The organism is Phyllobacterium sp. 1468, assembly GCF_031455525.1.
Taxonomy (GTDB): Bacteria; Pseudomonadota; Alphaproteobacteria; order Rhizobiales; family Rhizobiaceae; genus Phyllobacterium.
The window spans coordinates 289,886-311,158 of the sequence record NZ_JAVDSX010000001.1; the positions used below are offsets into that span (position 1 = coordinate 289,886).

Consider the following 21,273-nt stretch of genomic DNA (forward strand, 5'->3'; position numbering starts at 1 on the left):
TTAAAATGGATTGGGCTGCATCAACATTTCTCGGGATTGTTGCAGTGCAAACAAATGCATATTGAACACAAGAATCTCAAATGTCCAATAGCAAAATGCCCGGCGCTAGGCCGAGCATTTCACGCATATATCCGGTAGTCGGCCTATTGCTGGAAATAGCCGATCTTGCCGTCGGGGCCTTTTTTCCATTCATACATGACGTAGCCCGGGAATTTCGGATCGCCCTTCTCATCAAACGCCAGATCACCGAGAACCGTTTTGAATGGTCCCTTTTCTTTCAATGATTTGGCTATCAACTCCGGATCGTTTGTTTCTGCGGCGCTTGCGGCCGCAGCAATGGCCTGAAGGGAACCATAGGCGTACAGCGTGAACGCTTCCGGCTCAAAACCGTCCGCCCTGAACTTCTCGATCAGTTCCTTGTTCGCCGGGTTGTTGCGTGGATCCGGACCAAATGTATTGAGCGTACCAATGACAGCGTCACCTGCTATCGATGCCAGCTCATTTGAGACGATCGCCGCACCTGAAATAAATTGTACCTTCAGCCCCTGGTCCGCCAGTTGACGCATGATCAGGCCCGCTTCCGTGTGTACCCCACCCCAATAGAATACGGTCGCACCGGCTTCTTTCACTTTGCTGATCAGCGCCGAGAAATCCTTGTCACCGGTATGGACGCCCTCGTTGAGCACTTCGGTAATCCCTTCAGCGTTCAGCGCTTTCTTAGTTTCATCGGCGAGACCCTCGCCGTAGGGCGTCTTGTCATTGACGATGGCGATCTTGGCGTCCTTAAAATGATTGGCGATATATGCTCCGGCGACCTTCCCTTGCTGGTCATCGCGGCCACAGGTTCGGAATGTGTTCCAGAGACCGCGCTCGGTATACTTCGGATTGGTCGACGCCGGGGTTACCTGCAGGATACCATTCTCCGCATAAACCTCCGACGCGGGTATCGATATGCCCGAATTGTAATGACCAATAACGATCTTCACACCGTCGGCCACGAATTTGTTCGCAACGGAAATACCTTGTTTCGGATCGGAAACATCATCCCCAAAGGTTAGATCGATCTTCTCACCATTGATACCGCCGGCGTCGTTTATGACAGCTGCAGCTGCCTCGACCCCTCGCTTTATCTGCGCACCCATGGCTGCATTCGGGCCGGTGAGTGGGGCGCCAACGCCGACCAGTATATCGGCGTCAGCGTAACCTATGAGTATGAGCATTGTTGCGGCAACCATGCCGGGGAAAAGTAGCTTCGTCATACAAAACTCCATTCTAAAATGACGTTAAAAAATGGCGGGTATCACCATATCCGGGGCTTGATCACCGGCTTAGGTTTGGGTGGATAAATGAAGGACTTGTGGAAAAAATAGCTGGTATTCTACGCGGGCTAATACGTGCTGGTATGTTCCGTCGGGAAACAACCAACGCGATAGGTGGTCAAATGTGAATGCCCAGCGCTGGGCCGGGCACTCACTTAGCGCCTCAAACTGAAGGCTTACTGCTGGAAATAGCTGTACTTGCCGTCTTCGCCCTTCTTCCATTCGTACATAACGTAGCCTGGAAGTTTCGGGTCGCCCTTTTCGTCAAAGGCGATATCGCCGAGAACGGTCTTGAATGGGCCCTTTTCCTTCATCGTTTTCGCAACTGTCTCAGGATCGTTCGATCCTGCTGCTTTCGCTGCGTCTGCGATAACCTGTGCTGCAGCATAGGAATAGAGTGTATAGGCTTCCGGCTCGAAGCCCTGTGCGCGGAACTTTTCAACGAGCTCCTTGTTGGCTGGGTTCTTGCTCGGATCCGGCCCAAATGTGTTCAGCGTACCGGCAACGGCATCGCCAGCGATGGAAGCAAGTTCGTTCGAAACAATACCGTCACCGGAGATGAACGTGACTTTCAGGCCCTGGTCAGCGAGCTGGCGGATAATCAGGCCAGCTTCCGTGTGCAAGCCACCCCAATAAAGAACCGTAACGCCGGCTTCCTTTGCCTTGGCGATCAGAGCGGAGAAGTCTTTGTCGCCGACGTTAACGCCTTCGTACATCGCTTCCTTCACGCCCTTGGCATTCAGCGTCTTCTTGGTTTCGTCCGCGAGGCCCTGGCCATATGGTGTCTTGTCATGAACAACCGCAATCTTGGCGTCCTTGAACTTCTCGGCAATGTACGTTCCAGCTACAACACCCTGCTGATCGTCACGTCCGCAAGTGCGGAAGGTGTTCCACAATTTGCGCTCTGTGAAGACCGGGTTGGTCGCAGCAGGTGTAATTTCCAGGATGCCGTTTTCGGCATAAACTTCAGATGCCGGGATCGAAACGCCGGAATTGAAGTGGCCGATAACGAACTTCACACCATCAGCAACAAACTTGTTGGCAACGGAAATGCCCTGTTTTGGATCCGAAACGTCATCCCCGAGTGACAGTTTGACCTGCTCACCATTAATGCCACCGGCTGCATTGATCTCAGCAATAGCTGCTTCTGCACCCTTCTGCAGCTGCGCACCGAAAGCGGCGTTCGGTCCGGTCAACGGTCCGCCGACACCGATCAGAAGATCGGCATAGGCGTTGCCGCTCAAGGCGAGCATTGCAGCAAGCGCAACGCCCGATAACAGTGACTTCTTCATTTGAAAACTCCCATTTTCTAGGTACTTACCAACCCCTCGCGACGGCTTGTTTTCGTCGCTTGAAGATTACATTTGCCGATTTCCCGGCGGTTGTCACGCTGATTCATTTCGCATCAGCGAGATAGGTTAAGCTCTCATTCTTTCTTTCCAGGCAAATGGAGAACTTTTTTCATAGAGCCAATGATATTGCCGAACCATCTGGTTGGTACGGGTGTAGCGATAGCCGAGGATTCCAATGATGGTCAGCACAATCGTGTCTACGATGTAGTAGTGAAGCGTGAACATCGTGCCACCAAAAAGAGCAAAGTGAATGAACCGGACAGCGATGCCCAAGAGCAGCATATAGAATATGACGATTATCAAGGGGCGCCATGTTTTGGCGCATGCTCGTCCTGCCATCCACGCCGCCCAGCCGCCCATGAGGCAGGTAACCAGTATGAACAGCCAGATTGAAGGTTCTTCGTATAAGATGCCTTGCATGGCAATATTCCCCTCGAGGCCTTTCAAGAAGGCCTTTCAATCATTAGTGGCGACCGCCTTCAAGATATGCGGCGCGCACTTCCGGATTTGCCAGAAGTTCCGCGCTCGATCCGCTCATAGTAACAATCCCATTTACCATCACGTAGCCGCGATCGGCGAGCTTCAGAGCGCCGAACGCGTTTTGCTCTACCAGGAAGACCGTCAATCCGGTGGTCTTGTTCAGCTCTTTGATAGCTTCGAAAATGTGCTTGATGATCAGTGGCGCGAGACCCAATGAAGGCTCGTCCAGCAGTAGCAGGCGCGGCCGTGCCATAAGTGCCCGCCCGATGGCCAGCATTTGCTGTTCGCCGCCAGAAAGCGTGCCGCCGCGCTGATTAATGCGTTCCTTTAACCGCGGGAAAAGATCGAACACCATGCGTGAATCTTCATCGAAGAACTCAAGCTTGTCGAGACTGGCACCCATTTGCAGATTTTCCTGCACGGTCATGCGGGGAAAAATGCGGCGGCCTTCAGGTGATTGCGCAATCCGCAGCCGCGCGATTTCGTGGGTAGGCAATTGCGTGATGTCCTTGCCATCGAAAACGACACGGCCGGTACGCGCGCGCGGCATCCCGAAGATCGTCATCATCAAGGTGGATTTTCCGGCGCCATTGGCGCCGATCAAAGCGACAATCTCACCCGGGTCGGCATGGACTGTCACACCGCTCAAGGCACGAATGTTGCCGTAGTAGGTTTCAACGCCTTCAACGCTGAGAAGGGCTTGCTTTTCTGACATTATTTAGCCCCTCCGGTCTTTTTGGGCGCCGGGGTTACCTGGCTCTGCTTTGCCAGTTTCTTGGCCTGTCCAATCCAGTCTTCGCGCGCGATCCGCCCATCAAAAGCAAGGTAGGCCTCAGCGGCGATAATGTCGGCCTTTTTCCAGGCAGCTATCTGGTCGAAGTGGAAGATGCCGTGTTCGTTGAGTTTGCGCTCGTTCACCGGCCCTATGCCCTTGATAACGATAAGTTTGTCTGCCTTGCCCCCACGCGGCTCTGCAAGTGCGTTCGCCGTTGCGCCGGGTTTGATCGCCGCCAGCGGCTTTGTGGCTGGATTGACCGGCTTCGATTTCACGGTACTCGCTGCTGCAGGCTTGGCAGCTTTTGTGTCTGTAGAAGACTTTGCAGCCGATTTTTTTGCAGCCGTAGCTCTAGGCCGCCTGACCTTGGCAGGCGCGGAAGGGATGAGGGTAGCCGGAGCCATATCCGGATGGGCTTCCTCGATCTCGTGCAGCGCCTCGGTTGAAAGCAGGTCTACCGCCGCGGTAATATCATCGACGCCAGCGGCTTCTGCCTGTTCGATGAGTTCGACCACTTCTTCGTCCTCGACGCCGAGATAAGCAGCGATAACCTTTGGATCGTTTTTCACTGTCGCAGGCGTGCCATCGGAGATCTTCGTGCCATATTCGAGAACCACAACGTGGTCGGAGATTTCCATAACGACAGACATGTCATGTTCGATGAGGAGGATCGAAGTCCCGGTCTCATCACGAATATCGAGCAGGAGCTTGTTGAGCTCGGCAGATTCGCGAGCATTGAGTCCTGCAGCAGGTTCATCAAGGCAGAGCAATTCCGGATCCGTACACATTGCGCGAGCGATCTCAAGGCGCCGCTGCGCACCATAGGGCAGATCACCAGCTGGGTCGTCGGCGCGCTCCACCAGATTGATCTTCTCCAGCCAGAAACGGGCCTTCTCGATCGCATCCGAGGCCGCCTTCTTGTAAGTAGGAAAGCCCAGCAAGCCGAGGATGGTAAAACCCGACGACAACATCAGTGGGTTGTGCTGAGCGACGAGCAGGTTTTCCAGTACGGTCAACCCTGAGAACAGGCGAATATTCTGGAACGTTCGCGCGACCTTGGCCTTCTTGGTGATGACGAAATCGGCCATCCGTTCCAGGAGATACTCCTCACCATTCTGACGGGTCATCGTCAGCATACCTTCGGTCGGCTTATAAAAGCCGGTTATACAATTGAAGACCGTGGTCTTGCCTGCACCGTTGGGGCCGATAAGCGCAGTAATCGCGCCGCGCCTGGCTTCGAAGTTCAGGTCGTTGATGGCGATGAGGCCACCAAATTTCATCGAGAGCCGTTCAACACGCAAGATTGCAGTGGGATTGTTTTGCACTTCCGAAACCATCAGCCATGGCCTTCTTTGGTAAACTCGCTGGACACCATCTTGCGTTTATGCAGGAAGGCACTCGGTTCTCGATTGCCGACAAATCCACGCGGCTTCCACACCATGACAACGATCATCGCGAGACCGAACAACAGCATACGATAGAGTTCAGGAGTGAAATCCGGTCCGAAGATACGCTTCAGGAATTCCAGTTCGCGCAAAAGTTCCGTACCGCCGATCATTACCGCGGCAGCGATAGCGATCCCGACCAGTGATCCCATGCCCCCCAGAACCACGATTGCAAGGATGATGGCGGACTCCAGGAACACAAAGGATTCAGGACTGACAAATCCCTGACGCGCTGCGAAGAAAGAACCAGCAAAGCCGCCAAACATCGCGCCGGTGGCGAACGCTGTCAATTTTGTCGTCGTTGTATTGATCCCGAGAGAGCGGCAGGCGATCTCATCCTCACGCAAAGCCTCCCAAGCACGACCGATGGGCATACGGCGCAGACGAATAGTGACCCATGCAGTCAGGAGCGCCAGGAGCAGAATGAGATAGTAGAGAAAGATCTTGTAGTAGACGCCGGAATTGGGAAGACCGAGCAGCGCTGCGAAACCCGTTGGTCCCGGGGTGAAAGGAATGCCAAACAAGGTTGCTTTGGCGATACCCGAAATACCGAACGTGCCTTTGGTAACGACGGTCCAGTTGATCAACACCAGACGAATGATTTCACCGAAAGCGAGGGTGACGATCGCCAGATAGTCGCCGCGGAGGCGCAAAACCGGGAAGCCGAGCATAATGCCCCAGAGGGCGGCGAAAATGCCCGCCATCGGCAACAACAGCCAGAACGATAAACCGAAATGGGTTGAGAGCAATGCGTAGGAATAGGCGCCAACAGCGTAGAAGGCGACATAACCGAGATCGAGCAGTCCGGCGAGACCGACCACAATATTTAGACCCCAGGCGAGCATCACATAAATCAGGATTTGAATGCCAAAATTATCGACATACTTCAGTGAGCCCTGCAGGCCAGCCATGATGGAGCCGTTATAGGCCCAGAGGATCAGAATCACGAGGAACGGATAGATGAGCAGCAGCCCGAGTCCAATCTTGGGGAAGCTCTTGCGGAATGCGGATTGTTCTTTTTCGACCGCAGCACGCTTGTTCTTGCTGCGCGCTTCGCTCCAGGGTGTAATGTAAGCGGTCAGTAAAAACCGCCCTATACCTGCGACAAGCACGAAGATCGCCAGCAGTCCCCAACGCTGGTTCAGAACAAGCTCGTTCCGGATATTCTGATCGGTGCGGAAACCGACGATCAGAAAGAACAATCCGAAGGCGAGAGCACCGGCGAGGAGCCCTTCCTTCACCGCTTTGGCGAAGACGGAATCCGGTTCTATTTTTTGGACGTCGGCCATACGCTTAAACCTTTTCGACTTCGGGCCGACCGAGAATGCCGGAAGGCAGGAAGATCAGAACAATTGCCAAAATCGAGAATGCGGCAACGTCCTTGTAGTCGATGGAGAAATAGGCGGACCAAAGAGCCTCGATCAGGCCGATCAGAAGACCGCCCACCACCGCGCCGGGGAGCGAGCCGATACCACCCAGCACCGCTGCAGTGAAAGCTTTGACGCCTGGGGTGAAACCATCGGTGAAGGAGATGACGCCGTAAAACATGAGGTAAAGCGTGCCGGCAACTGCCGCGAGCATGGCGCCCATAACGAAGGTCATGGAAATGGTTTTGTCTACGTCGATACCGAGCAGAGCCGCCATCTTGCGGTCTTGTTCACAGGAGCGCTGCGCCCTTCCGAGCGTCGTTTTGTTAACGAGATACCAGAAGGCGGCAAGCAGGACCACTGTCACGATGATGATGACCATCTGTTTGTAGGCAACCGTGATGTTGGTACCGTAAATCGTGATGCCACCATTGACGAGTGGCGGGATCGGCTTGTTGCGCGGACCCTGTGTAACCTGCACGAAATTGGACAACGCGATCGACATGCCGATCGCTGTAATCAAGGGTGCGAGACGGAACGACCCGCGCAACGGCCGATAGGCCAGACGCTCGATCGTCCAGCTCCACAACCCTGTCAGCAGCATGGCCACAATCATCATCAGGAGCAGCGCCAGAACGACTGGCACCCCGCCAATGAAAGTAGTCAAAGCAAGAAAAACAATCATCGCCATAAAGGCGCCGAGCATGAAAACATCGCCGTGGGCGAAGTTGATCATACCGATAATTCCGTAAACCATCGTATAGCCGATGGCGATCAGTCCATAGATCGAACCAAGCGTCAATCCATTGATCGATTGCTGGATGAAGTACTCCATCGCAACGATACCCCTCATTTTATTGGGAAGTTTTTTATCCGGTTTTTTTATCCGGTTCCCATTACCCCAATGTCCTTACACCTAGCGCCTGCGTTAGAGAAAGCAACTGCTTTTTTGGCGCATACGACAACGCTACATTTGCTGGCATATATTCACTGGAAATTTTCACCAAATTTGATGTGCAATGCAACAGAAATTCCGGCAATTCCGCCTTTGTTAGACGAATTGACTAGTCACGCCTTAATTCTCCGGTGATCCAAAAGGGACTATTTGACAACAAACCCGTGAGCAAAGGGGTCGCGGTCGTCTATGAAGATGGTGTTGTACCCGGTCATACGTGCCCACCCGGCAATGGATGGAATGATCGCCGGCTTTCCTGCCACGCCAGTGGCCTGTTCGACCCTGCCGTGAAATAGCGAGCCGATTATGGATTCGTGCACGAAATTATCGCCTGGCTTCAGCTTCCCCTTGGCAGCCAATTGCGCCATGCGGGCGGATGTTCCGGTCCCGCAGGGCGAACGATCGATCGCCTTATCCCCATAGAAAACCGCGTTTCGTGCATGGGCTTCTGGTTGCGTCGGTGCGCCGGTCCAAAGGATATGGCTGAGTGTATTGATGTCGTGTTTTTCAGGATGCTGGAATGAATAGCGCTCATTGAGGCGCTCCCGGAGTATCGGACTCCAGCCGATGAGGTCGAGCGCTCGATAATCGGCAATATCCGTGAAATTCTCCTGGGGATCGACGATCGCATAGAAATTCCCGCCATAGGCGACATCGACCAACAAGGTTCCCAGATCCGGACATTCGACTTCCAGCTTCTCGGCATAGAGAAATGCAGGGACATTGGTGATCCGCACACTGGAGACGTATTGACCGTCTAGTTCATACTCGGCGACCACAAGGCCGGCGGGTGTATCGAGCTTGAGGATACCTGGTATCTTCGGTTTTATAAGGCCGTGTTCGATCGCCATCGTCACCGTACCGATCGTTCCATGTCCACACATGGGAAGGCAGCCGGACGTTTCGATGAACAGGACCGCTACATCGCAATCGTCACGGGTGGGAGGATAGAGAATGGATCCGGACATCATGTCGTGCCCGCGCGGCTCGAACATCAGTCCTGTGCGGATCCAGTCGAATTCCGCGAGAAAATGCGCCCGCCTTTCCATCATCGTTGAACCGGAAAGATTGGGGCCGCCACCGGCCACCAGACGTACTGGATTGCCACAAGTATGACCATCGACACAGAAAAAAGAATGGCGCGCCATAATAATCCTTAGAAACGTTGCGGGCTGAATGGACCGATCGGAATTGAAGGGTTTGTTCCAACAATCAGATCCGTGATCAAGCGTCCTGTCGCTGCCGATTGTGTCAGTCCAAGATGACCGTGACCAAATGCATAGAGAACATTTCGGCTCGTTCTTGCATGCCCGATAATCGGTAATGAATCCGGCGAAGACGGCCGATATCCCATCCACTGCCTGCCGCCCGAAGTATCAAGATGAGGCATGAACATTTTCGCCTTCGTCAACATCGCGTCGGATCGTTTATAGTTGGGTGGCAGATCCAGTCCACCAAATTCGACTGCGCCGCCGATACGGATGCCGGTTTGGAGCGGCGTCACCACAAAGCCGTGGCCCGAGAAAATGAGCTGGCGCTTGAGATCGAACGACCCCGCCGGCAGGGTTGTATTATAGCCCCGCTCGGTTTCGAGAGGAATTACATCACCCAAACTCTTTGCCAGCCGGTGCGACCATGCACCCGCCGCAATAATCAGTTTTGCAGCCTTGATATGTGTGCCATCTGCCAGCTCAATCGTCGCACCGCTTTCTCCTGCCGCAACCGCACTGACCTCGGCGCACAGAAATTCAGCGCCAAGACGTGCTGCGTACAACCACAGGCTCTTACCCACATATTGAGGGTCACTGACCGTCTTCCAGCCAGGCACGAAGGTACCAGCAACAAAACGCGATGCGAGACCGGGTTGGCTTGCGGCGAGCTCTTCGCCGCGCAGATGCTCAAAGGGAATGCCCGCTCGCTTACGAGCGTTCCAGCCCGGCAAGGCCGCATTCAGCTCCTCTTCGCTTTCATAAAGTTCAAGTGAACCATCCTCGCGCACCATATGGCGAATACCTGCCCGGTCCATCAAACCGAGCATTTCCGGCTCGGCAAGCCGCATCAGCGCGCCCTGCGCCTGTACGGTCTGCACCAGCGCCTCATCACGGCTGGCGCGCCAGAACCGGTAGAGCCACGGTGCGAGCTTGGGCAGATATGATGGACGAATCGAGAATGGCCCCAGGGGGTCGATGAGCCAACCTGGTACCTTTGCGAGAATGCCCTTCGAAGCCATGGGAAGAATGTCGGAAAATGCCAAGGCCCCGGCATTGCCGGCGCTTGTCCCTTCACAGATACCCTGCCTGTCGATAACGAGCACCTTGTGCCCCATCTCGGAGAGATAGGCAGAAACGACGATGCCGACAATGCCGGCACCTACGATAACAATTTCCTTGGTGTCCGAACGTTGCCCGCCCATCAATCAACCGGCTGCCTCAGAGCGCAGGGAGTTTCGGGCGGGATGCGATCGCGTCCATGACGGTCTTCTCGACCGCAGCACGGCGTTCACCACGGAGCGGCAAACGCGGCAGACGAACACGGTCATTTGTTCCGATTTCATGTACTTCCGCCAGTTTGATGTTCTGCACAAGGTATGTGGAAACATCGAGGTCGAGAAGCGGACGGAACCAGCGATAAATTGCCAGGGCCTCAGCATAGCGTTCAGCCATAACCAGCTTGTATATAGCGACCGTTTCCTTCGGAAAAGCAGTGACGAGGCCGGCTACCCAGCCGATGGCCCCCGCGGTCAACGCTTCGAAGGCGAGATTGTCGACGCCCGTAAACAGATCAAACCGGGTACCGAACATGGTGATTATATCTGTCGTACGGCGAATATCATCGGAAGATTCCTTGATCGCGACGAAATGCTCATCCGACGCCAGTTCCGCCAGGATTTCACTCGTTACGTCGACGCGGTAAGCGATGCGATTGGAATAAATCATCACAGGCAAGTCGCCCGCCGCCGCCACAGCTTTCAGCGTTGTCACTGTTTCTTCGGGGTCTGTGTGGTAGATCGGACTTGGAACGAGCATCAGGCCGTCCGCACCGGCTTTGGCAGCGCGTTTTGCCAGCGCTGCACCATCGCGCGTTGCCGCTTCATTGACGGTCAGGAGCACCGGCCTGCCTTTCGCCACGCGCTGTGCAGTCTTCAAGACCTCAAGTTTCTCATCATGGCTAAGCATCGGCCCTTCGCCAAGAGACCCTGCCACGATCAATCCGTCGCAGCCTGCATCCATCAACAGCGCAAAGCAACGTTCCATTTCACCATGATCGAGACTATCATCCGCTGCGAATTTACTGGTAACTGCCGGAAATACACCTGACCACATGACGCTTGCTCCTTCTTGATATATCACAAATATATCTGTAGTTTTTATGGCTGTCAATCCGAGAGAACGACCTATGTATCAAACGACCATCCACACGGTTGCGCAAACGGGCGAGAGCCTGGCGGAGCTCGCTTATCGCCAGTTGGAGGAGATGATCGTAACACTGAAACTCGAGCCCGGCTCGATCGTCAACGAAAGGGCGCTGACGGATATCACAGGGATGGGTCGCACTCCGGTGCGTGAGGCGGTACAAAAGCTTGCTTGGGAAGGCCTCATGGAAATCCGGCCCCGTTCCGGCATCGCCATCGCCCCGCTCAATTTGCAGGACTTCGGTAAAATACTGGACACGCGCGAGGGGGTGGAACGCGTCCTTGCCCGTGATGCCGCCCGCTATGGCGGAGCCCTGCACCATAAGCGATTAAAGGAGGCCTCCGACGCTATGAGCGCCGCTCTTGCATCTGACGATGTCTGTCGATTCCTTATAGCAGACAAAATTTTCGATACTGTGCTTGCCCAAGCAGCCGAAAACCCGTTTGCTGCCCGGCTTGCATCACCGCTTCAAACCCATAGCCGGCGTTTTTGGTTCCGATTGCAGAGACCCGGAAGCCTTCAGCAATCAGGAGGCGCTCACAAGGCATTGATAGATGCAATCATTGCCGGGGCACCAGATCGAGCGTCAGAAGAGGCCACCAAACTTATTGATCATTTGCGTACCCTGGCACCTTAAAGAAAATGCCGCCGGAGACCGGCGGCATTTGTGTTTCATTTCATCGTGGGAATAACGAACTCGGCGCCGTCCTTGACACCCGACGGCCAGCGCGAGGTGACAGTCTTGGTTTTGGTGTAGAAGCGGAACGCATCGGGTCCGTGCTGGTTGAGGTCGCCGAAACCAGAGCCCTTCCAGCCGCCGAAGGTATAATATGCAATCGGAACCGGAATCGGCACGTTGATACCGACCATTCCGACCTGAACGCGAGAGGCAAAATCGCGAGCCGCATCTCCATCACGCGTGAAAATTGCAACGCCATTGCCGTATTCATGTTCGTTTGGCAGGCGGATCGCATCCTCATAAGTATCGGCGCGAACGATACCCAAAACCGGTCCAAAGATTTCTTCTTTATAGATCCGCATGTCTGGCGTCACATGATCAAACAGGCAGCCGCCCATGTAGAAGCCGTTCTCATAGCCTTGCATCGTGAAACCACGACCATCGACCACGAGTTTGGCACCTTCCTCCACGCCGAGATTCACATAACCCTGGATGCGCTCCAGCGCCTGTTTGGTGACAACCGGACCATAGTCGGCCGACATGTCGGTCGAAGGCCCAACCTTGAGGCTTTCCACACGGGGAATGAGCCGCTCGACAAGTCGATCAGCCGTGTCCTTGCCAACTGGTACCGCCACGGAAATGGCCATGCAACGCTCGCCGGCAGAACCATATCCTGCACCAATCAGTGCATCGACGGTCTGGTCCATATCGGCATCCGGCATGATGATCATGTGATTCTTGGCGCCGCCAAAGCACTGGGCACGCTTGCCGTTCGCCGTAGCGCGGGTGTAAATGTATTGTGCAATCGGAGTGGAGCCAACAAAGCCGACAGCCTTGATATCCGGGTCGTCAAGAATCGCATCGACCGCTTCCTTGTCACCATTGACGACGTTGAAGATGCCTGCAGGAAGCCCCGCTTCGATGAAAAGCTCTGCAAGGCGCATAGGCACGCCCGGATCACGTTCTGAAGGCTTCAAGATAAAGGCGTTACCAGACACGATTGCCGGGCCAGCTTTCCATAGCGGGATCATTGCAGGAAAATTGAACGGGGTGATGCCGGCAACTACCCCGAGAGGCTGCCGCATTGAATAGACATCGATGCCAGTTCCGGCGCTGTCAGAAAATTCGCCCTTCAGCATATGCGCTGCACCGAGACACACCTCGACCACTTCCAGGCCGCGCTGTATATCACCCTTGGCATCAGGGATTGTCTTGCCATGCTCGCGTGCCAGAAGTTCGGCCAACGAATCATACTCGGCTTCCACCAGTTCGAGGAACTTGCGCATGACGCGCACCCGGCGCTGCGGATTGGTGGCAGCCCAGGCAGGCTGCGCAGCTTTTGCATTCTCCACTGCAGCGCGAACTTCCGCCGGTGTCGCAAGCGCAACGCGGCCCTGAACAGTTCCGTCCATCGGTTGGAAAATCTCGGTCGTGCGACCGCTGGTTCCGGCGACATGCTTGCCACCGATGAAATGTCCTACCTCACGCATAGCGAATAACCTCCCGGCAATAGTTGGATTTCTGTTGCGGCCATCATCGCGCTTCAAAAACTTTATTGCAAGCCAAGCAAAAGCGTATCTGTTGTGCAAAAATTAAAGTACGACTTGAACGGGAGGCTTTTATGAATTGGGATGACGTACGTATTTTCCTCGCTGTTGCACGGTCCGGACAGATTCTCGGGGCTGCAAAACGTTTGGGGCTTAACCACGCGACAGTTGCGCGACGGCTGACGGCGCTCGAGAACGATCTTAATACAAAGCTTCTCACCCGACGCACCAACGGATGTGAGCTCACGCACGCCGGCGAAGAGTTTCTATTGTCTGCAGAGCGTATGGAAGCGGAAATGCTATCCATCCGCTCGTCACTCGGCGATGCCGACGTCGCCATATCCGGATCAGTTCGGATTGGGGCGCCGGATGGGTTTGGCGTTACCTTCCTCGCACCAAGATTGGCGTTGCTGACAGGCCGATACCCAGACTTGAAAATACAGTTGGTACCGGTCCCTCGCTCGTTTTCGCTTTCGCGGCGCGAGGCCGACATCGCAATCACTGTCGATCGCCCCGATCAGGGACGTCTCGTAGCCCGCAAGCTCGTCGATTACCGCCTGGGCCTCTACGCCAGCCGCTCCTACCTTGCCGAACGGACGGCGCCGCAGACGGTGGATGAGCTTTCGGCGCATCGTCTTGTGGGATACGTTGATGACCTCGTCATCAGCCCGTCACTGAACTACGCGCCTGAAATCACGCGTGACTGGAAAGCAGCCTTTGAGATTTCAAGTGCGCTTGGACAGGTCGAGGCGGTGCGGGCCGGTGCAGGCATCGGAATACTCCACATGTTCATTGCACGGGAGCATGAAGATCTCGTGCCAGTTCTGCCAGAACGCACGATTCACCGGTCCTATTGGTTGGCCTATCACGAATCCGTCCGAACGCTTCGCCGTATCGCTGCGGTCTCCAATTTCATTTCCGACATAGTGAACCGTGAAAACGCGCGATTCTCCTGAATAAGATGCCGTTTCATTGGCCTAATAATGATCAACCACCGCGGAACAAAAATCGCCAACCCGACTTTAAAATGGTGCACCATAATGGTGATTCGAAACCGTATCGGAGAGGGAAAATGTACCGATATATCCTGGCATTCGCTGTAGTCCTTGGCGGTGCGCAATTCTTGCCGGTGATGCCCGCGCAGGCACAAGATTCCGTCAAATGCGAATCGCGCAACTTTAGATATAGGGAATGCGATGCCGACATGCGCCGCCCGCGTGTCGCAAGGCAGATTTCAAAAAGACCCTGCATAGCTGGCGACAGCTGGGGCTACAATCGCGGCGCTATCTGGGTAGATAAGGGTTGCGCTGCGGTCTTCACCGATTCTAGGCGCGGTCGGGACAGATACCGTGAAGATGACCGATACGACGATCGGTATCCCCGCCGCCGGCGTGACAATGGTGTCGAACTTGATCTCGACTTTTAGGCGTTTACTCTGAGCTGAGTGCTACTGCCGGCTGAAGCCGTGAGGCGTTCCTGGCCGGCAGGTAGCCAAAGACGAGCCCTGTCAAGAATGAACAGGCAAAAGCTAACGCCACCGGCCCGATCGTGAAGCTGATCGGTGCGCCGAGGAGCTTTGCAAGTACTCCAGTCCCGATGCCTGCCGCGACGCCAATTGCTCCACCGATGGCCGAAACCACCAGTGCCTCTATTATGAACTGTAGCAGGATATCGCGGCGCCGTGCGCCCGTTGCCATGCGAACGCCGATCTCGCGAGTTCGCTCTGTGACGCTCACCAACATAATATTCATGACCCCGATCCCGCCGACAAGGAGCGAAATTGCAGCAACAGCACCAAGAAACAGCTTCAGCGTATTTGACGTCTCGGTCACGGCTTCGCGAATGGACGCCATATTGGTGATGAGGGTGTCCTGTCTCTGGTGGCGTTTGTCCAAAAGTGACTGAATCGTCTCCTGTGTGGCGTCTATCGCCGAGCCGTCCTTTACCTGGACGGTAATTGTCCGCACGTTGCGCTGGCCGAAAAGCCGCGTGCTGCCAGTCGTCAGGGGAACCAGCACCGTATCGTCCTGATCGTTTCCGCCCATGCCCGCGCCCATTTCGCTCATCACGCCGATGATCTGGAACGGAATTTTGTTGACGAGTACATACTTGCCAATAGGGTCGGTGCCATCGGCAAAGAGCGTCTTGACCACGGTTTGACCAAGCACAGCAACCGGGGCGTAATTAATCATGTCATCTTGATTGATGAACTCGCCCTTACCCACTGCCCAGGACTTCGCCTGAGTGAACTGCGGAACCGTACCATTGGCCGACGTCTGATAGTCGACATTCCCATAACGTACCGTCACCGTGCTCGTCATTTCCGGAACGGCGAAAGCAACATTTGGCTGTTCGAGGATGGCATCCGCATCGGCTGGAATGAGGGTAACGACGCTACCGCCCGTACCACCGCGGAAATTGGCCATGTTGGGGCGGATCACCAGAAGATCAGACCCCATCGAAGAGATCCGGTCGAGTACGGAGTTCTGCGCACCCGTGCCGATAGCGAGCATGGCCACAACAGAACCGACACCGATGACGATCCCTAGCAATGTGAGAATCGTGCGAAACAGGTTGGCCCGCAATGCCCTGAAAGCCATTTTGATGGCTTCGGAAATATCGGCGATTGCCGCAACACCCTCGAAAGCCTTTTGCTTGAGTCCCGTTGCGGCTTCGGGGTTGCTGCGCCCCTTTTTTGTCCGGTCCGAGATAATGCGTCCATCACGCAGTTCAATCAGTCGGTCGGCCTGTTCTGCCACTTCACGTGAATGGGTAATGACGATGATCGTGTGACCACTTTCGTTCATGCTACGGAGCAGCGCCATGACTTCGTCGCCGCTCTGGCTGTCGAGCGCGCCGGTCGGTTCGTCCGCAAGGATGACCCGACCGCCATTCATCAAGGCCCGGGCGATAGAAACACGTTGCTGCTGACCGCCGGAAAGCTGGTTCGGACGGTGATCGAGCCGGTCGCCAAGCTTCAATGAGCTAAGCAGTGCCTCTGCCCGGTCATGCCTGTCGCGAGCCGACGCGCCTGCATAGACCGCTGGGACCTCGACGTTCTCCTGCGCACTGGCCGTCGGGATGAGATTATAACTTTGGAAGACAAACCCAAACGTGCGCCTGCGCAATCCGGCAAGCTCATCAGGTTCAAAGCCAGAAACGTGTTCGCCATCAAGCAGATAATCCCCGCTCGTCGGCTGGTCGAGACAGCCGAGAATATTCATCAGCGTGGACTTGCCCGAACCGGATTGGCCGATGATCGCGACAAACTCGCCCGCCTCGATATCAAGCGATATACCGTGAAGGACCTCAACGGCGAGGTCACCGTTGTGATACGTCTTGCTTATGTCTCTAAGCGAGATGAGGGCGGTCATCGTCAGAACATCGACGGCATACGCATGCCGCGCTGCGAGCGATTGCCAGAACTACGGCCCGTGCCTGCGCCGTTGCTTTCGCCTCCTTGGCCGACGACCACGAGTTCGCCTTCCTTCAGCCCACTCTTGATCTCAGCGCTGACACGGTTGCGGACACCCACTTCAACCTCGCGCGTTTCCTGGGTGCCGGCGGTTGTGACAACCGTGACCTCGGCCTTGCGACCTTCGCCACTGCTTCCCGCACGACGCGATCCTTCGGAAGTGCTGACTGCAGAACTTGGCACAACAAGCACATCGTTTGCAGCTGACTGCACGAAGAACACCTGCGCACTCATTGAAATCATAAGATCGCCGTCAGGGTTCGGAACATCAAACAAGGCGTAGTAGAGTACGACATTGTTCTGGATATCTGGGGTCGGCTGGATCTGCCTCAATTTTCCCTTATAACGCTTACCCGGCTGCCCCAGCAGGGTGAAGTAGGCATCCATGCCGATCTTGAGCTTGCTGACATCAGCCTCCGAAACTTGTGCCTTCACCGTCATCGTCGACAAATCCGCGATCGTTGCGATCGTCGGCGCAGTTTGGCTGGCATTCAGAGTCTGGCCCTCTTTAACCGGGACAGCAGCGATCGTGCCAGCCATGGGTGCGTAAATCTTGGTGTAACCGAGATCGACCTGATCGCCGGCAAGTGTCGCCTGCTGCTTGCGTATTTGAGCCGCCAGGGCATTCACATCCGCTTCGGCCGCCGCAAGGTCGGCAATAGCTTGATCCAGCGTAGATTGTGAAACGCTGCGCGTCGCCACAAGATTGCGCTGACGCTCGATATTGGCCTGCTTCAGCACAAGCTGGGCGTTCTTCGAAATCAGCTGTGCCTGCAGATTGGCGAGTTCTGCCTGATCGATTTCAATCCTGTTTTGTATAGTGGCAGGATCGATCTCGCCGATAAGCTGATTTTGGGTGACCGTATCGCCGATCTCTACGTGCAGCACCTTGAGCTGTCCGGAAACCTGTGCGCCGGCATCCACCGATTTGATTGAATCGAGCGTGCCGACAGCGGTGACTGCATTCTCGATGTCACCGCGCACGACCGTTTGCGTGATAACGGTAGTGCTTGCCGTTGATGCGCTGTAGTTCCTCCATGCGTAATAACCTGCCCCTGCAACCGCGAGGACGACGGGCAGCCATATCCACAACCGGGACCGCTTCTTTTTTCGATCCGACTTTACGGTGGCCGGAATGAACGTCACATTGGACTCGGCAGGCGATGCCTTGCCTTGCTTGGCTATCTTGCTCATCAACCGTCCACCTTGTTGCGCCGACGAACGACACTTTCCCGATCCATCTTAGCAAGAAATGGAGATGAGCGGTTCGCCTGAAAAGTATTGAGATCATTATATTTTCGTAATGATCACTGCGACGCTATTATGGGCTGTGGGCATGAATGCGAGCTGAATGAATTTCAAATGCGGTGGTATGGATGACCCGCAAGGATTGTTGTTGCCCGGTAAAGTTGTTCTGCGACAAGAATGCGAACGATCTGGTGCGGCCACGTCATCGCGCCAAGTGCCAAAACGACATCGGCACGATCCCTCAGTGACGCGTCGTGTCCGTCAGGGCCGCCAATCGCCACGAGGAACTGACGCTTGCCATCATCGCGAAATCGCGCAACTGTTGCGGCAAATGCCTCGGAGGGCACCGTCTTCCCCCGCTCGTCCAGAAGAATGAGCACGCCGTCTTGGTCCAGTGCTTCAAGAACTTTCGCAGACTCTTCCCGCTTGCGCAGTTCCGCCTGCGGCGCTTTGCTTTCGGTAATTTCGATAACGGATGTGAATTCAAGCCCGAGCGAAACCCCCGTCTTTTTCAGGCGGTCGAAATATCGGTCTGCCAACTCCCGTTCGGGGCCAGACTTCATCCGGCCCACGGCAAAGACAGTAATCCGCATGTCACACTCCGGGTTTCAAGCCTATGGCGGCTCGAAAACACTCTTCCGGTCCGCGACCGGTAAAATCTATCTCCGTTCAGAGCATCGTGTTGTTCGATGCTCTAATCCGCCGCCTAGTGGACGGTCTCTCCGTCGAGCTCGGGAGCCTGCCACATCTTTTCGAGATTGTAGAACTCACGCACTTCGGGACGGAAAATATGGATGATGATGTCACCTGTGTCGATCAACACCCAATCGCCGCCGGTAAGACCTTCGATCTTGGCATTGTTGCCATGCCCGCTCTCTTTAAGAGCACGCAAAAGTTGGTCCGCAACCGCCGCCACATGACGATGCGAACGCCCTGATGCAATGATCATATGATCAGCAATGACGGACTTGCCTCGAAGGTCGATGGGGATGATATTTTCAGCCTTTGCGTCTTCAAGACTGGCAAGGACCGATTGAAGGGCAAGAGATACGGAATTGATACCGTTCATCTCTGCCGGTGAAGGTGCCAGGGCATCCTTCTTCTGAAATGCTGTTCTCAGTGTATTTCCTTTCCCTTAAGAACAACGCAACGCAGTTTGTACCCGTACTGCACACCAGTAAGATAGGCAGAGTCGCATGACAGTTTCAAGACGTCCTATCGAACTAAGTCGCTGTTACTGCCATGCTCCGAATGGTGGGCACGTAAGTGAAACGCCGCTTCACGTCTTTGGTTTCATCACGCCGTTGCGAATAGCAGTCGATGACAGCAATGATCTCGGCCCATGAATGAAGGTCCATGCTGGCGCGCGTGAACGGGCCAGGATCGGTGCGTCGTCTTCATCGACACGAGCATAACCGAACGTCTTGGCCATACGGGATGAAAGGAAGGCCAAAGTGGATCCTGGACGATCGATTACAGCAATCGGAAACGTCGAGGCGATCTCGTGCCAGCGCTGCCAGAGGTGAAAGCCCGCAAGATTGTCAGCCCCCATGATCCAGACAAAATGCACGCCCGGGTTGCGAGCTTTGATCATAGCCAGCGCGTCAGCAGTGTAGCGGATATTGTGAGCGGCTTCGAATGCCGTAATTTTCACGCGGGGATCGTGGATCAGTTTTTCACAGCGTTCCAGGCGCTCCGCCAACGGTGCCAGATGCCGCGTGTCCTTTAGCGGATTGCCCGGCGTGACAATCCACCAGAGCTGGTCGAGCTTCAGGCGACGCAATGCAATTTCGGCCACCAGCGCGTGACCCGCGTGTGGCGGATTGAAGGAACCGCCAAACAACCCCACTGTCATGCCCTTTTCGACGAAAGGCATGCGCAGATGTGCTTCACTGACGCCCGGAAGGCTCGTTTGCAGACTTGCCGTTATTGTCACGGACGAGTCTGACCGTTGCCGCGCACACGGTATTTGAACGAGGTCAGCTGCTCGACGCCCACCGGACCCCGCGCATGCATCTTGCCGGTGGCAATTCCGATTTCGGCGCCCATGCCGAATTCACCACCGTCAGCAAACTGCGTAGACGCATTGTGCAAAAGAATGGCCGAGTCGATCTCATTGAAGAACCGTTCCACGATGCGCGGGTCTTCGGCAACCACAGCTTCGGTATGATGAGAGGAATAGTGATTGATATGCTGTATCGCGCCGTGGACACCATCAACAAGCTTTACCGAAATGATCGTATCGAGATATTCGGTAGACCAATCTTCCTCAGTGGCGGGTTTGGCACCCGCGAAGAGCTCCACGACTCGGTCGTCACCACGAATTTCGCAGCCAGCTGAACGTAGGTCTTCAAGGAGCGGCACCAGATGGGTTGGTACAGCGAGCCTGTCGACTAGCAATGTCTCGGCCGAACCGCATACGCCGGTGCGGCGCATCTTGGCATTGACGACGATCTTGCGCGCCATCGCCAAATCGGCGGAGGCATCGATGTAGACGTGGCAAAGCCCTTCAAGATGGGCAAACACAGGTACACGCGCCTCGGCTTGCACTCGAGCTACCAGGCTTTTGCCGCCGCGCGGAATGATCACGTCGAGATTTCCATCGAGACCGTTAAGCATTTCGCCAACAGCAGCACGATCGGTGGTCGGCACCAATTGGACGGCGGCCTCCGGAAGGCCGGCAGCTTCTAGTCCTTCAAGCAAGGCTTGATGGATAGCCTTTGATGAATGCGCGGAATCCGATCCGCCGCGCAAGATCACAGCGTTACCGGATTTGAGGCATAGCGCACCCGCATCCGCCGTCACATTCGGCCGGCTCTCGTAGATCACGCCAATAACGCCGAGGGGAGTGCGGACACGTTCGATGTGCAAACCGTTGGGGCGATCCCATTCGGCAATGATGTCTCCAACCGGGTCCTTGAGACCGGCTATCGCACGAATGCTCGCGGAAATCCCGACAACCCGGTTCTGGTCAAGTTTGAGCCGGTCCAATAACGCTGGCGACATGCCGGCATGTTTACCGTTCTCAATGTCGCGGTCGTTGGCTTCGAGAATGTCAGCCGCACGCCTGTCGACGGCGTCTGCCATAGCAGCCAGCGCTGCTGTTTTCTTGTCAGGAGATGCAGTGGCAAGAGATTGCGCGGCTGCGCGTGCCCTGCAGCCGATTTCAGCCATCAATTCGGCAACCGACAGGTCTTTATCCACTCGTCGCAACATCT

General features: G+C 55.3%; 20 protein-coding genes. 3 read left to right on the forward strand and 17 right to left on the reverse strand.

Annotated elements, in window-relative coordinates; genetic code table 11:
• Nucleotides 1–143: 143 nt before the first annotated feature.
• The 10 genes from J2X72_RS01470 to J2X72_RS01515 form a co-directional block, all read right to left on the reverse strand.
• Nucleotides 144–1,259, reverse strand: a complete 1,116-nt coding sequence (locus J2X72_RS01470; RefSeq protein ID WP_310067652.1) for a branched-chain amino acid ABC transporter substrate-binding protein — start codon at nt 1,257–1,259, stop codon at nt 144–146.
• 236 nt (nt 1,260–1,495) lie between these two features.
• On the reverse strand, nt 1,496–2,611 hold the full coding sequence (locus tag J2X72_RS01475) for a branched-chain amino acid ABC transporter substrate-binding protein (protein WP_209999140.1): 1,116 nt from the start codon (nt 2,609–2,611) through the stop codon (nt 1,496–1,498).
• 126 nt (nt 2,612–2,737) lie between these two features.
• On the reverse strand, nt 2,738–3,091 hold the full coding sequence (locus tag J2X72_RS01480; protein WP_209999138.1) for a DUF6867 family protein: 354 nt from the start codon (nt 3,089–3,091) through the stop codon (nt 2,738–2,740).
• A 43-nt stretch (nt 3,092–3,134) separates the two neighbouring features.
• The gene (locus J2X72_RS01485) at nt 3,135–3,866 is read right to left on the reverse strand and encodes an ABC transporter ATP-binding protein (RefSeq protein ID WP_209999136.1); all 732 of its coding nucleotides are present in this window, start codon (nt 3,864–3,866) and stop codon (nt 3,135–3,137) included.
• On the reverse strand, nt 3,866–5,263 hold the full coding sequence (locus tag J2X72_RS01490) for an ATP-binding cassette domain-containing protein (protein WP_209999134.1): 1,398 nt from the start codon (nt 5,261–5,263) through the stop codon (nt 3,866–3,868). Before J2X72_RS01490 ends, J2X72_RS01485 begins: the two co-directional genes overlap by 1 nt.
• Nucleotides 5,263–6,660 (reverse strand): high-affinity branched-chain amino acid ABC transporter permease LivM, encoded by a 1,398-nt coding sequence (gene livM, locus J2X72_RS01495; protein WP_209999133.1) that lies wholly within the window; start codon nt 6,658–6,660, stop codon nt 5,263–5,265. Before livM ends, J2X72_RS01490 begins: the two co-directional genes overlap by 1 nt.
• Nucleotides 6,661–6,664: 4 nt before the next feature.
• Entirely contained in the window at nt 6,665–7,573 is a 909-nt protein-coding gene (locus tag J2X72_RS01500) for a branched-chain amino acid ABC transporter permease (RefSeq protein ID WP_209999132.1), read from the reverse strand.
• Between the two features lie 266 nt (nt 7,574–7,839).
• Nucleotides 7,840–8,841: a 4-hydroxyproline epimerase gene (locus J2X72_RS01505; RefSeq protein ID WP_310067664.1), complete on the reverse strand. Its 1,002-nt coding sequence runs from the start codon at nt 8,839–8,841 to the stop codon at nt 7,840–7,842.
• A gap of 8 nt (nt 8,842–8,849) precedes the next feature.
• Complete coding sequence (locus J2X72_RS01510; RefSeq protein WP_310067666.1) at nt 8,850–10,106, reverse strand: FAD-binding oxidoreductase; 1,257 nt, start codon at nt 10,104–10,106, stop codon at nt 8,850–8,852.
• 16 nt (nt 10,107–10,122) lie between these two features.
• On the reverse strand, nt 10,123–11,016 hold the full coding sequence (locus J2X72_RS01515) for a dihydrodipicolinate synthase family protein (RefSeq protein ID WP_310067669.1): 894 nt from the start codon (nt 11,014–11,016) through the stop codon (nt 10,123–10,125).
• Nucleotides 11,017–11,089: 73 nt separating this feature from the next.
• On the opposite strand from J2X72_RS01515, the gene J2X72_RS01520 reads away from it, so the two are divergent.
• A complete protein-coding gene (locus tag J2X72_RS01520) occupies nt 11,090–11,743 on the forward strand; it encodes a GntR family transcriptional regulator (protein ID WP_310067671.1) in 654 nt (217 codons plus the stop codon).
• 35 nt (nt 11,744–11,778) lie between these two features.
• Here the strand turns inward: J2X72_RS01520 and J2X72_RS01525 are convergent, their stop codons facing one another.
• Complete coding sequence (locus tag J2X72_RS01525; RefSeq protein ID WP_209999127.1) at nt 11,779–13,275, reverse strand: CoA-acylating methylmalonate-semialdehyde dehydrogenase; 1,497 nt, start codon at nt 13,273–13,275, stop codon at nt 11,779–11,781.
• A gap of 131 nt (nt 13,276–13,406) precedes the next feature.
• Between J2X72_RS01525 and J2X72_RS01530 the strand changes: the two genes are divergently transcribed.
• Nucleotides 13,407–14,288, forward strand: a complete 882-nt coding sequence (locus J2X72_RS01530; RefSeq protein WP_310067678.1) for a LysR family transcriptional regulator — start codon at nt 13,407–13,409, stop codon at nt 14,286–14,288.
• A gap of 116 nt (nt 14,289–14,404) precedes the next feature.
• Nucleotides 14,405–14,758: a DUF3011 domain-containing protein gene (locus J2X72_RS01535; RefSeq protein WP_209999122.1), complete on the forward strand. Its 354-nt coding sequence runs from the start codon at nt 14,405–14,407 to the stop codon at nt 14,756–14,758.
• A gap of 4 nt (nt 14,759–14,762) precedes the next feature.
• On the opposite strand, the gene J2X72_RS01540 is transcribed toward J2X72_RS01535, so the two are convergent.
• The 6 genes from J2X72_RS01540 to J2X72_RS01565 all read right to left on the reverse strand — a co-directional run bounded on the left by J2X72_RS01540 (nt 14,763) and on the right by J2X72_RS01565 (nt 21,271).
• Nucleotides 14,763–16,706 (reverse strand): MacB family efflux pump subunit, encoded by a 1,944-nt coding sequence (locus J2X72_RS01540; protein WP_209999120.1) that lies wholly within the window; start codon nt 16,704–16,706, stop codon nt 14,763–14,765.
• A 2-nt stretch (nt 16,707–16,708) separates the two neighbouring features.
• Nucleotides 16,709–18,001: a macrolide transporter subunit MacA gene (gene macA / locus J2X72_RS01545; protein WP_310067683.1), complete on the reverse strand. Its 1,293-nt coding sequence runs from the start codon at nt 17,999–18,001 to the stop codon at nt 16,709–16,711.
• Between the two features lie 164 nt (nt 18,002–18,165).
• Nucleotides 18,166–18,648, reverse strand: a complete 483-nt coding sequence (gene rlmH, locus J2X72_RS01550; protein ID WP_209999117.1) for a 23S rRNA (pseudouridine(1915)-N(3))-methyltransferase RlmH — start codon at nt 18,646–18,648, stop codon at nt 18,166–18,168.
• A 113-nt stretch (nt 18,649–18,761) separates the two neighbouring features.
• Nucleotides 18,762–19,124, reverse strand: coding sequence for a ribosome silencing factor (gene rsfS, locus J2X72_RS01555; RefSeq protein WP_209999116.1), 363 nt, complete (start codon nt 19,122–19,124; stop codon nt 18,762–18,764).
• Between the two features lie 210 nt (nt 19,125–19,334).
• Nucleotides 19,335–19,931, reverse strand: a complete 597-nt coding sequence (locus tag J2X72_RS01560; protein ID WP_310069250.1) for a nicotinate-nucleotide adenylyltransferase — start codon at nt 19,929–19,931, stop codon at nt 19,335–19,337.
• 56 nt (nt 19,932–19,987) lie between these two features.
• Nucleotides 19,988–21,271: a glutamate-5-semialdehyde dehydrogenase gene (locus J2X72_RS01565; protein ID WP_310067686.1), complete on the reverse strand. Its 1,284-nt coding sequence runs from the start codon at nt 21,269–21,271 to the stop codon at nt 19,988–19,990.
• Nucleotides 21,272–21,273: the final 2 nt, after the last annotated feature.

Bases quoted from the DNA above. Each gene is read 5' to 3' on its own strand.
- J2X72_RS01480 (WP_209999138.1), bottom strand. From the start codon at position 3,091: ATGCAAGGCATCTTATACGAAGAACCTTCAATCTGGCTGTTCATACTG.
- rsfS (WP_209999116.1), bottom strand. From the start codon at position 19,124: ATGAACGGTATCAATTCCGTATCTCTTGCCCTTCAATCGGTCCTTGCC.
- J2X72_RS01565 (WP_310067686.1), bottom strand. From the start codon at position 21,271: ATGTTGCGACGAGTGGATAAAGACCTGTCGGTTGCCGAATTGATGGCT.
- livM (WP_209999133.1), bottom strand. From the start codon at position 6,660: ATGGCCGACGTCCAAAAAATAGAACCGGATTCCGTCTTCGCCAAAGCG.
- J2X72_RS01540 (WP_209999120.1), bottom strand. From the start codon at position 16,706: ATGACCGCCCTCATCTCGCTTAGAGACATAAGCAAGACGTATCACAAC.
- J2X72_RS01535 (WP_209999122.1), top strand. From the start codon at position 14,405: ATGTACCGATATATCCTGGCATTCGCTGTAGTCCTTGGCGGTGCGCAA.
- J2X72_RS01500 (WP_209999132.1), bottom strand. From the start codon at position 7,573: ATGGAGTACTTCATCCAGCAATCGATCAATGGATTGACGCTTGGTTCG.
- J2X72_RS01510 (WP_310067666.1), bottom strand. From the start codon at position 10,106: ATGGGCGGGCAACGTTCGGACACCAAGGAAATTGTTATCGTAGGTGCC.
- J2X72_RS01525 (WP_209999127.1), bottom strand. From the start codon at position 13,275: ATGCGTGAGGTAGGACATTTCATCGGTGGCAAGCATGTCGCCGGAACC.
- J2X72_RS01485 (WP_209999136.1), bottom strand. From the start codon at position 3,866: ATGTCAGAAAAGCAAGCCCTTCTCAGCGTTGAAGGCGTTGAAACCTAC.
- J2X72_RS01475 (WP_209999140.1), bottom strand. From the start codon at position 2,611: ATGAAGAAGTCACTGTTATCGGGCGTTGCGCTTGCTGCAATGCTCGCC.
- J2X72_RS01470 (WP_310067652.1), bottom strand. From the start codon at position 1,259: ATGACGAAGCTACTTTTCCCCGGCATGGTTGCCGCAACAATGCTCATA.
- J2X72_RS01515 (WP_310067669.1), bottom strand. From the start codon at position 11,016: ATGTGGTCAGGTGTATTTCCGGCAGTTACCAGTAAATTCGCAGCGGAT.
- rlmH (WP_209999117.1), bottom strand. From the start codon at position 18,648: ATGCGGATTACTGTCTTTGCCGTGGGCCGGATGAAGTCTGGCCCCGAA.
- J2X72_RS01560 (WP_310069250.1), bottom strand. From the start codon at position 19,931: ATGCCTTTCGTCGAAAAGGGCATGACAGTGGGGTTGTTTGGCGGTTCC.
- J2X72_RS01530 (WP_310067678.1), top strand. From the start codon at position 13,407: ATGAATTGGGATGACGTACGTATTTTCCTCGCTGTTGCACGGTCCGGA.
- macA (WP_310067683.1), bottom strand. From the start codon at position 18,001: ATGAGCAAGATAGCCAAGCAAGGCAAGGCATCGCCTGCCGAGTCCAAT.
- J2X72_RS01490 (WP_209999134.1), bottom strand. From the start codon at position 5,263: ATGGTTTCGGAAGTGCAAAACAATCCCACTGCAATCTTGCGTGTTGAA.
- J2X72_RS01520 (WP_310067671.1), top strand. From the start codon at position 11,090: ATGTATCAAACGACCATCCACACGGTTGCGCAAACGGGCGAGAGCCTG.
- J2X72_RS01505 (WP_310067664.1), bottom strand. From the start codon at position 8,841: ATGGCGCGCCATTCTTTTTTCTGTGTCGATGGTCATACTTGTGGCAAT.